Source organism: Enterococcus sp. DIV0436a, assembly GCF_051711605.1.
Taxonomy (GTDB): Bacteria; Bacillota; Bacilli; order Lactobacillales; family Enterococcaceae; genus Enterococcus_B; species Enterococcus_B faecium.
Genome location: NZ_JBIONA010000001.1, coordinates 1034882 through 1046371, shown reverse-complemented (window position 1 = coordinate 1046371; position 11490 = coordinate 1034882). Strand labels below are relative to the sequence as shown.

The 11490-nt window shown below is 39.3% G+C and carries 9 protein-coding genes; 2 read left to right on the top strand and 7 right to left on the bottom strand.

What is annotated here, in order from left to right:
- Positions 1–1022 precede the first annotated feature (1022 nt).
- The 7 genes from asnS to IGL15_RS04980 all read right to left on the bottom strand — a co-directional run bounded on the left by asnS (position 1023) and on the right by IGL15_RS04980 (position 9676).
- Positions 1023–2321 carry an asparagine--tRNA ligase gene (gene asnS / locus IGL15_RS05010; RefSeq protein ID WP_002291771.1) on the bottom strand — a complete coding sequence of 433 codons (1299 nt, stop codon included), beginning with the start codon at positions 2319–2321 and terminating at the stop codon, positions 1023–1025.
- 39 nt (positions 2322–2360) lie between these two features.
- A complete protein-coding gene (locus IGL15_RS05005; protein WP_104765652.1) occupies positions 2361–3551 on the bottom strand; it encodes a pyridoxal phosphate-dependent aminotransferase in 1191 nt (396 codons plus the stop codon).
- A 20-nt stretch (positions 3552–3571) separates the two neighbouring features.
- The gene (locus tag IGL15_RS05000) at positions 3572–4099 is read right to left on the bottom strand and encodes a cell wall elongation regulator TseB-like domain-containing protein (RefSeq protein ID WP_104765643.1); all 528 of its coding nucleotides are present in this window, start codon (positions 4097–4099) and stop codon (positions 3572–3574) included.
- 46 nt (positions 4100–4145) lie between these two features.
- Entirely contained in the window at positions 4146–6935 is a 2790-nt protein-coding gene (locus IGL15_RS04995) for a helicase C-terminal domain-containing protein (protein WP_010727532.1), read from the bottom strand.
- Between the two features lie 146 nt (positions 6936–7081).
- Positions 7082–7282 (bottom strand): cold-shock protein, encoded by a 201-nt coding sequence (locus IGL15_RS04990; protein WP_002288762.1) that lies wholly within the window; start codon positions 7280–7282, stop codon positions 7082–7084.
- Positions 7283–7734: 452 nt separating this feature from the next.
- Positions 7735–8055, bottom strand: coding sequence for a hypothetical protein (locus IGL15_RS04985; protein WP_104765644.1), 321 nt, complete (start codon positions 8053–8055; stop codon positions 7735–7737).
- Positions 8056–8557: 502 nt separating this feature from the next.
- Complete coding sequence (locus IGL15_RS04980; protein ID WP_438766837.1) at positions 8558–9676, bottom strand: baeRF6 domain-containing protein; 1119 nt, start codon at positions 9674–9676, stop codon at positions 8558–8560.
- 232 nt (positions 9677–9908) lie between these two features.
- On the opposite strand from IGL15_RS04980, the gene IGL15_RS04975 reads away from it, so the two are divergent.
- Entirely contained in the window at positions 9909–10031 is a 123-nt protein-coding gene (locus IGL15_RS04975) for a hypothetical protein (protein ID WP_002296297.1), read from the top strand.
- Between the two features lie 115 nt (positions 10032–10146).
- Positions 10147–11454 (top strand): serine hydrolase, encoded by a 1308-nt coding sequence (locus tag IGL15_RS04970; RefSeq protein ID WP_002302201.1) that lies wholly within the window; start codon positions 10147–10149, stop codon positions 11452–11454.
- Positions 11455–11490 lie beyond the last annotated feature (36 nt).

Genomic DNA, 11490 nt, shown 5'->3' with positions numbered 1-11490 from the left:
TGATTTTCTTCCTTATATTATCCCATAAGCCCTATCAAGACGAAAGAGAAAATATATGTATAAAAAATGACACCAGCCTAGTCCCTTCAAACAATTGAATGAACGCTCATCAAGTGTCTAGTTTTTTATGCTATTTTTTCTTAACGTGCCGGATTCCCCTTGATTCCTTCGTTGTTTGGTCCAGAGAGATCGATCATACCCAAGCTTCCGTCAATCAGACCACTGATGACGCCATCAGAACATATATTTATAGGCTCATCTAAGACTTCCAGTAAATGTTCTTTTACTAATATCTCTTCTAGATTGCTTGGGATAGATTGGTCATAACTTTATCTGGTCCGATGATTTCAAGGGTGAATTAAACTTACATATGGATCATTGCATGCTGAAAATACGGACCTACTCCATCTTCGAATGTTACTATTAGTTTGTTTTCAGGTGCTAGATGCTGCTTTATTTCAACAGCAGAAGCATCATCAAATCAGATTTCCATTTGAATAACCTTCTTTGTATATGTTTGATTGATTGCGATTTCGTTATAGAACCTTGTGAATCAAATAGCAATTTCTTTTGCTTTCTTCTCTTGTCTGCTGGAAACTTCCTTTATCCCGTATTCTAAAAAAAGAACTGCGAACTCTCGCAGTTCTTTTTTTAGAATAAACGTTGCTCTCCGGCCAACTCCTCGGTCACAAGTCACAATAGTCATCAAACATGAAAAACTGTTTTTTGAAATTACTCCTTGTGACTCGGAGCTGAACGGCAGGCGCACAACCTCTTGATATAAACGGTGTTCAATCAGCTGACCCTCGATATTAGCTAAAAAAACGGTAAAATATGAGAAGCTATTTTTCCGTTTTGTTTCTCTAATACTCAGGTCAAGGCACTGATTTCACAACCTCTTCCTTAAACGGTGCTCAAAAGCCAGTTTCTCGGTATTAAGCCAAATTTATGCAAAAATGTGGAAAGCCATTTCCACAAAATTTTTCTTAATACTCGAAACTAAACAGCTTTTTCATCACCTCTTATGGATAAATTCGGTTCAACAAACGTGGGAATGGGATAGCTTCACGTACATGGTCGATACCAGCAATCCAAGTGACTGTTCGTTCAAGACCTAGACCAAAACCAGAGTGCGGAACAGAACCGTATTTACGTAGATCAAGATACCATGAATATTCTTTTTCATCCAAACCGTGATTACGGATTTGTTCTAGCAAGAAATCATAGTCTGTTGCCCGTTCGCTTCCGCCAATAATTTCACCGTAACCTTCTGGTGCGATCATATCTGCACAGATCACCACGTCTTCTCTTGTTGGATGTGGTTTCATGTAGAATGGCTTGATGGCTTTTGGATAGTTTAGGATAAAGACAGGCTGTTCGAATGAATTCGCAATGAACGTTTCATGAGGTGAACCAAAGTCTTCGCCCCATTCGATGTCATCAAATCCATTTTTCTTCAGTAATTCGATTGCATCATCGTAAGTAATACGAGGGAATGGCAATTTTGTATAAGTTTTTAAGACTTCTTTGTCTCGTCCTAGTACATCTAATGCGTATTCGCAATGATCTAAAACATTTTGTACTAAGAATGCTACATATTGTTCCTGTACTTCTAAGCTTTCTTCTTGATGAGTGAAAGCCATTTCTGGTTCGATCATCCAGAATTCGATCAAATGACGTCGTGTTTTTGATTTTTCAGCACGGAAAGTCGGACCGAATGAAAAGACTTTTCCGAAAGCCATAGCAGCAGCTTCCATGTATAATTGGCCACTTTGAGATAAATAAGCTTTTTGATCAAAGTAATTTGTTTCGAATAGATCCGTAGTGCCTTCTGGTGCAGAACCAGTCAAGATCGGCGGATCGATTTTGACAAAATGATGTTGATTAAAGAATTCATACGTTGCACGAATGATTTCATTTCTGATCTGCATAATCGCATGTTGTCTTGAAGAACGTAGCCATAAATGACGATGATCCATCAAGAAATCTGTTCCGTGTTCTTTTGGTGTGATCGGATAATCGTGGCTCTCGCTTACCACTTCCACATTTGTAATTCCGATTTCATAACCAAATTTTGAACGACTGTCTTCACGGATTTCTCCAGTTACTAACACGGATGTTTCTTGGTGTAGATTTTTAGCTGTTTGGAAAACTTCTTCCGGCACTTCGCTTTTTACAACTACACCTTGGAAAAAGGCTGTTCCGTCCCTTAATTGTAAAAATGCGATTTTTCCGCTTGATCGTTTATTTGCGACCCAAGCGCCGATTGTTACTGTTTCTCCCACATGGTTTTTCGAATCGATGATTTGAATTTGTTCCACGTATGACTCTCCTTTTATATTCCTTGAATTTCTTCAGGATTAATTTTGACTTTTACTCTCAATAAATTGCTTGATTCTGCGTACCGCTTCTTCTAACGTAGCACGATCAGTCGCATAACTCATGCGGACATTTTCTGGTGCCCCAAAGCCTTCGCCAGTCACAAGTGCTACCCCCGTTTCTCCTAAAAGATCTTCTACCCATTGTGTGACATTTTCATACTTACACATGCGTAGCGTTTCTTTTACATTAGGAAAAAGATAGAAAGCTCCTTGCGGCTTTTCAAGAGAAACACCTGGCAGTTCTGCCACAAGCGGATATAACGTATTCAGGCGTTCTTCAAAGGCGTTCCGCATTTCTTCTACTGTATCTTGCTCACCTTTCAATGCTTCAACAGCTGCATATTGACTGACTGCTGTCGGATTGCTAGTTGATTGGGAAGCAACAGCGATCATTCCATTGATGATCACAGGATTTCCCACCGCATAACCAATGCGCCAGCCTGTCATCGCATATGTTTTAGACACGCCGTTGATGATGATGGTCTGATTTTTGATTGCTTCTGAAATCGTTGCAATTGGAGTAAACTCATTGCCATTATAAACTAAACGACCATAAATATCATCAGCAACTATCAAAATATCATTTTTTACTGCCCATTCACCGATTGCCTGCAGTTCATTCTTGCTATAAATCATTCCAGTCGGATTCGATGGAGAATTGATGATTACGGCTTTTGTTTTTTCTGAACGTGCTTGTTCTAGCTGTTCAACAGTAACTTTCCAGCTATTGGATTCTTCCCCTTTCACAAAGACAGGAAGTCCTTCTGCCAGTTTTACTTGCTCACCGTAACTGACCCAATAAGGCACAGGAATGATGACTTCATCTTGCGGGTCAAGGATCGTTTGGAAAAGGGTATACAAAGCAAATTTCGCTCCGTCTGTTACGACTGTTTGTGAAGGTTCATAGACAAGTCCATAGTTTTTCTTCAGATAATCAACGATTGCCTGTCGAAGCTCTGGGATTCCTGCTGTTGGTGTATAATAGCTAGCTTTCCCATTGCGGATTGCTTCGATTGCTGCTTCTTGGATGTTTTCTGGTGTCGCAAAATCCGGTTCTCCCACAGTCAAACTCAGCACATCTCTGCCTTTTGCTTTTAATGCCTTGGCCTTTGCCGCAGCTGCCAAAGTGACAGACGGTTCTAATCGTTTTGTTCTTTTTGATAACTCCATCCCATTCATTCCTTTACCTTTTAAATTCCCTTGATTGTCTTGACTTCATCTCCAGATTCAAAGCCAATCAGGTAATAATTCAGTTTCCCATTTGTTTCTTTTCCTACTACTTCCCACACAGGCTGATCATCATACATCCCTAAAGCAGCTTTTTCGATTTGGATTTCAGGATGGGCCGCAGCAATTGTCTGTTTTGCTTCGTTTTCAGTCAGTCCCTTTGTTTGATCCAATACTTTTACTTTTTCACCAGATTTAGGAATGATAACGGCGATTTCTTTTCCTTTATCATTTGTACCTGTCAGTGAAAAGTATGTCTTCTTTCGAGTAAACCAATAAAAATGATCGGCTTCCTCAAGTTTTGCATATTTCTTTGCGATTTCTACTGCTTCTTTCTTCGCCTGCACCGCCGGACGACTGGAACGCAAGTAAAAAATCGAGCTGATCACGATGACCGCTAATAAAAATACGATCAAGCCAAGTAACACGCGATTAATCGTTTTTTCCTTTGTCTGTTTTTTCTTCAAGGGTCGTCGCTCCTTTATCTTCATTCCTTTTCATTATAGCAGATTTTAATTATGAAAAAAGACAGCTCCTCTAACTTCCTTCTTCATTTTTCTTTAAGAATTCATGGATGTCCTGATAGATTTCCTCCATAGCTAGCTCTTTGATCGGTACTTTTTTCGGTAATGCATGGATGATCCGTGCACCATATTTTGCAGTGACTAGTCTTCGATCCAAAATAAGCAATACGCCACGATCTGTCTCCGTCCTTATCAAGCGACCTAATGCTTGGCGTAACTTCAAAGCTGCTTTAGGTACGGATTCCTGGTAAAAAGGATTGATCCCCTCTGATTCTAAATAAGCGTTCCTAGCTTTGACCATCGGGCGAAGCGGATTATCGAAGGGTAAACGTGTGACTACAACGATCTGCAAAGCATCTCCAGGCAAATCTACACCTTCCCAAAAACTGTCAGCGCCAAACAATACGCTTTTTTCTGACAAAATGAAGCGTTTCAAAAGCTTCTCCCGGCTTCCGCCAAACCCTTGAGCTAGTATTTCTCGTCCTTTTTCTAGCATAGACAGATGCATTTTCTGATAGACCTTCTGCAAAACATCATGAGAAGTGAATAACACAAGTATTGGCCGATCTTCTTGTTCGATCAGACCTGTAAGTGCTGTCTCTAAATAATCGATATATGCTTGATTGCTGACTTGATGGACGGCAGGTGCCTCTTTTGGCACATAGATCCTTGCCTGTTTCTCATAATCATAAGGAGAGGCAATCACTTTAAGAGGTGCTGCTTCAATGCCAAGCCGCTTAGAGAGATAGTGTCGATTAGGGCCGATCTTCAGCGTTCCTCCAATATAAAGAATACGATCATATCGAGGATACCAAACAGTCGACGGCAACATAGCCGCTTGAAAATCATGGAGATGAAAAATCATCTGCTGCGCTGTGTTCCCAGGAACGAACCAATGGATCAAATGATCTCGCCAGTCTTCCAGCCATTGATCCATCAGCAAGTACTGCTTGTCTAATTGATCAAATAAGCTATATAAACTTGCTAAATCGATCCGCATCTGGTTTGTCCAGCTTTCTTGGATAATCTCAAAAGTCAGACGCATTTGTGACTGTAGCTGCTGGATCTCCTGATAAAAAAGCTGCAGGTGATCAATGGCTGTCCCAGATTCCAGTGGCAGCTGATCCAACATTTCTTTTGTCATCATGACTTCTTCTGGATACTGTCCGTTAGGTTGCTTGCCGCTCACTAAACTCATTAATCCTTCTGCCATACAAATCTGTGCTTCGCATAGCGCAGAAAGTTCTTCTCGATAAATCGATAACCAGCGTAAGGCTTCATGTTCTTTCGGTAAATAGCTTTGTATTCGGTCAAACAGCTGATTTGGTTCTTCTAATTGCTGGATTTGTTTATGGAAATAGTTAATACTTAATCGTTTGTCATTTACTTTTTCAGCGATTTCCGGCAAATGATGTACTTCATCGATCAACAAAAATGGACTAGCTGGAAGCAATGGTTCTTTTCGCTGTGTTTCTTGTACTAAAAACGCATGATTGACAATCAAAAAATTACTTTGCCTGATTTTCTTTTGCAAGAAACGAACAAAGTCTTGTTCGTAAAATGACTGATTTCTTGCTAAAAATCCAGTGCCTCTGTGCGCGATATCTGCAAAGAATGAATGGTTCAAATTTGTTAAATGTAATTCATCCAAATCACCGGTCTTCGTTTGCGTCAGCCAAACTAAGACCGCCATTTGATACAAAGCATATTGTTTTTGTTCTGGCGGTTCCACAAGTGTTCCTTTAAATCGCTGCAGGTCGATATAGTGGCGATAGCTTTTGATAATTACAGGTTGTATGGGCTGATCTAGCAATTGATTCAGCAATGGAATGTCTTTTTCTATGATCTGCTGCTGCAAAACTAGCGAAACGGTACTGATGACAGCGGGTTTTTCAGGTGTAGCCAAATAACTCAATGGCAGCAGATAACCGATTGTTTTACCCATTCCTGTAGCTGCTTCGATCATCAAATCTTTTGATTCATCTTTTGTGAAATGGTCGTAGACCGCATTCATCAGTCTGTTCTGTTCTTTTCGATACATCAGTGTTTTACCAAACATTTTTTCTTTTGCTTGTTTTTTTCTTGGATATGTCCGCTCGCCATAATGGACGGATGTGAATAGTTCCACTTCTTTTTTCTGCAAAGCTAGCCCATCGACGATTTCTAATGAGGGATCAAGTGGCTCTGGTTTTTCTTTCATTTCTTCAATCACATGATAAATGAAACGACTCGTATCCATACCTGTGTGTCTACTTAATCGCGCAATCTGCTCTAACGTGATGATTGGCAATTTTCTCATCCGTTCTTCGATCAGCAAAAGAAGTTGACCTGTCACTTCGGCATCACTATCTGCCTGATGAGGATTCTCATGAATAAATCCAAGGCTTTCTGACAAATCAGCTAAGCGAAAGCTTGGTTCCGTCGGCAAGAAAATTTGTGCAAGTTCTACTGTATCGATGCCTGGTATCTTCAAACTAGGAAGTCCGCATCGCATGAGTTCATGGTTCAAAAAATTATAATCAAAATAAATATTATGCGCGACAAATATGGTGTCTGCCAAAAGATTGTAAATCGTTTGGGCGACATCTTCGAAATAAGGCGCTTTTTGGACGCGTTGATTCGTGATCCCTGTTAAATGCTGGATTTGTTTTGAAATCTTCCGCCCTGGATGAATATCGATCGAAAAACGTGAAGTGATCCGACCTGATTCAATCATGACGCAGCCAAATTGGATGATCCGATCTTCTTTTGGATTCGTCCCAGTCGTTTCGATATCAACGACTGCATAAGTTCTTGGTTTCAAAATATCTTCCTCTTCTCCTGCCTCTAATGTTCTTTTGAAATTATACTACAAAGTGCAGAAAAATACTCTCATCGCTTTTTAAAGAAAATAGACAAAAACGCCCAGACACGCAAATGTCTGGGCGTTTATTTTTTAGTATAGGTTAATTAAGCTTTAGTAACGTTTGTTGCTTGAGGTCCGCGTTGGCCTTCTTCAACATCGAAAGTTACTGCTTGGCCTTCTTCTAAAGTTTTGAATCCGTCGCCTTGGATAGCTGAGAAATGAACGAATACATCGTTTCCGTTTTCTGCAGTGATGAATCCAAATCCTTTTTCTGAGTTAAACCATTTTACTGTACCTGTTTCCATAATAAAAATCCTCCTTGTGTATCAACACATATTTTGCAATTACTTGAATGGTGTATATCTGGAAGATGTTTATTTGAAACAAGCTACCACAGATTACCGAACAAAAACTACTCCTATAGTATATCATACCGTTTACAAAAAAGCTAGAGTTTTTCGACTTTTTTTATTAAAAAAAGTTTTCTCAGCGATTACATAAAGTGAAAAACCGAACTTTTTTTAAAAATAAACGACATATTGTTCAGTTGGTGTTTTTTTGCTCTGATGTTCTTTTTTAAACTAAAAAAATTATTCTTTCTGACTACTTATCGGTTCTGTTTCAACGGTCGAGGCTGGGGAAGATTCTTTAGTAGGTCTGATGTTCTCATGGTATTTCTGATAGCCTATGACAGTTACCAGAAGAACAAGGCAAACCAATACGATCAACGAGATTAGTTTTTCTTTTTTGCTCATATCTATACCTCATAAATAACAGGATGATGTCCATCATATTTCTGAGTATGAGTAAAAGCAAAAGCTACAGCTGTAGAATGTAAGAAATGCCAGCAACTTTCATAATCACAGGTCGGACAGTACCAAAAGTAACCAAATCTTGGCTGCAAAGACCGTTCTTCTGTTTCAGGAATCGCAGAATCAAGATCTGTTGTCTGTACATAAACATTTTTGTACAGACGTGTGCCTGTAATAGGAGACCGCTGTGTTTCTTCAGCAAAAACTGGCTGACTTGTTAAACTTAGGGATAGAAACAGCAAACACCATAACAGTCTTTTTTTCATAAAGACCTCCTTATCGATAAGTTTTTCCCAATTAAAATCATATCTCAAGAACGCCCGTTATTCACATTTTGTTCATAAATGATGTTTTTTGTATCATAATCGTCAAAAAGAGGTTGTGACCACGTCACAACCTCTTTTTTAAACGGTGTTCCAGAAGTAGCTTCTTCGGAAATAAGCCGAAATTTCACAAAAATTTGAGAAATAATTTTTGTCAATCTCTTCTTATTTCTTGAAGCTGACCACTTCTGTCACAACCTCTTCCTTAAACGGTGTTCAAAAGCTTGCATCTGCGGTAATAAGCCCACCAAACAAAAAATATGAAGAGCTATTTTTGCTTGCTGTTCTTATTACTTGATGCAGAACAGCTTTTTCACAACCTCTCATACACGGTGTTTAATCAGCTGACCTTCGGTATTAGCTCAAAAAACGGAAAAATATGTGAAACTATTTTTCCGTTTGTTTCTCTAATACTCAGGTCAAAACACTGATTTCACAACCTCTTTTAATAACGAAGAATCGCTGTCAGACTCTTTTCATCTGGCGCATCTTTTTGATCCAAAATAAACACTTTCCCGCCATTAATGATCACATCATCTGCTAATGCATTCAACACCTGACGCCGATCATATTCTGTTTCAGGATCTTCACCGAAACCATCAGCTAAGTTTGACGTAGCGATAAATAAATGTGACACTTTTCCTTCTTTCGCAGCTGGAACGATATCAACTAACTGATCGATGAATTTCTTATCTAAGAGTTTATTGTATTCTTTTGATTCTTGAGCTGCGAGTTCACTTGACAGCTTCTTCGCCCCTTTTTCGATATCTCTAAAGGATAGCTGCGCAGGAGAAGCAGAAATCGCAACGTCTGCACAATAATAGGGATTTTTAGCAATTTTTTTGAACATCGTCTGATTTTCTGGTAATGCAAATAAATAAATCGGCCATTGTTCAGGATTTTCGAAAGAATCCTTCAAGTACGTATCAACTGCTTGGTAATAGTTGACCCAATCGATCTCTACTTCTTCATCTTTTGGATTTACGCCATGGAAAGTTACTCCATCTCGGGCTCCGCCTCCTCCATTAGAAGAGAAGTTCAAACCGCCACCTGTCAGTTCAGATCCCAATGCAGTAACGACATCAACCGGTGCCCCTTCTGGTAGAGATACTTCTTTTACTTGTTTGTTGCTGACCTCATACAATTTCATGGAGTCGCGGTTCAATCCCAATAAATAATAAGAATAGTTGAACTGCCCATTTTTGATAATAGCCAGTAAATAAGGAAGATCACTTACATAGTATTGATCGTCTACCGGGATACTCAAACGATGGATATAGGTTTGGTCAGCAGTTATAATGACCGCTACACTCGTAGTTGCACTACGCCAAAACGAAGGATCTCCTAACAAATTTTCAATTTTTTCTTGGAACGGGGACCAGTCATGTTCGGAATATTTTTTCTCAAAACGTTTCTTTGCTTCTTTCGCAAAATTTTTGAATTTGATCTGATCTTTTTCCACATCTTGATGGGCGACATGCGTATTCAGCATGATCGTGACGAATGGTCCTTTAGCGCCTTCTGAAGTCAATTGTGACAATAATTCTTTATCCTTTTTTGCCATAAACGTACCCCTCCTAAAAAAATCATTCCTTTGTTTCTATCTAAAGTCTACCACAACACTATTTTTCCATACAATAAAACGTATCTAAAAAAATAAAACGGTTTCTACGGTTTTAAATTTAGCTATTTTTTTAAGTTATCTTCATAATTTCCTCAATTATTTAGCCCCAGTCTTCAACTATTCTTCATGAAATGCTGATAAACTAAGAAAAAGAATAAAAGAGGTGGATCTTATGCATTTGATTATGATTTTCAGTTTATTAAGTATTATCAGTTTATTTGCTTTCAGCGCTTCCCGCTTATTAGATGCGGAAACACAGCCTATTCCTGTAAAAGTACGTAAAAACGACCGCTAAACTTCCATAACGCGCGTTCTTATCCTAAAGTTTTTTCAGAAACATTGAAACTCTCTCCCCTCTCTGATAAAATTTTAATTTGTAGCGAAACAAATTAATTACAAGGAGATCGGATATGTCCATAAAAAAAACACGTCTAGTCCTATTATTGGCTAGTCTCATTCTTTGCCTTGCTTCTTTTCTACCAGCTGTTGCTGTGCAAGCTGAAGATACGTTCAAAGTAAATGCAAAAGCAGCTTTTGCTGTAGATGCGCAAAGCGGTAAGATTCTTTATGATCAAGATGGAGAAAAAACCATGGGGATCGCTTCAATCACAAAAATCATCGGTCTTTACATCGTCCTTGATCAAGTAAAAGAAGGAAAACTATCATGGGATGATAAAGTTTCGATTTCAGATTATGCAGAAAATTTGAGTATCACCCCAGATTTATCGAATGTTCCTTTGCATAAAGAAAACACCTACACTGTCAAAGAATTATTCGACTCTGCAATCATCCAGTCAGCCAATGCTTCAATGGTGGCCTTGGCAGAAAAAATCTCTGGCAGCGAAGCTAAATTCACTGAAAGAATGAAAGAACAATTGAAAGATTGGGGAATCAAAGATGCAACGATCGTTAATGCATCAGGATTGAACAACTCTTATCTTGGCGAAAACCGACCAGAAGGCACTGGAGAAAACGACGAAAATCAAATGTCTGCTCAAGATGTGGCCATCGTTGCCCGCCATTTGATCTTGGATTTCCCAGAAATACTGGATGTATCAAGTACTACGACCCAAATGTTTGGCGAAAATACGCAATCACCAGTGGAAATGGTCAACTGGAACTGGATGCTCCCAGGATTCGTTAATTACAAGGAAGGCGTGGACGGATTAAAAACTGGTACGACTGAGCTTGCAGGTGCTTGTTTCGTTGGTACGATCACTAAAAACGATCAACGGATCATCACTGTCGTATTGAATGCGGACGGCCATGCGGAAAACCCGAGTGCCCGCTTCAATGAAACAGACCGTTTGATGGACTACTGCTATGACAATTGGTCAGAAAAAGAGCTCGGAAAAGCTAACGCAAGTATTCCTAGCCTAAAAACCATTGATGTAAAAGACGGAAAAGAATCAACAGTTCCTGTTGTGCTTAAAAGCCCTGTAAAAGTATGGGTACGAAACGATATGGATACTGGCAAATTAACGATCACGCCAACACTTGACAAGAAGCAAGTCACTGACAACGAGATCCAAGCACCTATGGATAAAGGTACAAAAATCGGTACCGCTACGATCACCTTGGCAGACGATAAATTAGGCTATTTAGAAGACAACAATGCGCCATCAACAGAGATCATTACGGATAAAACAGTGGAAAAAGCGAATATGTTCGTAATTGGCTGGCGACGCGTCGCAGAATTTTTCGGCAACTTGTTTTAATTGAACAATAAGAAAAGCATCTTTCCATCGGAAAGA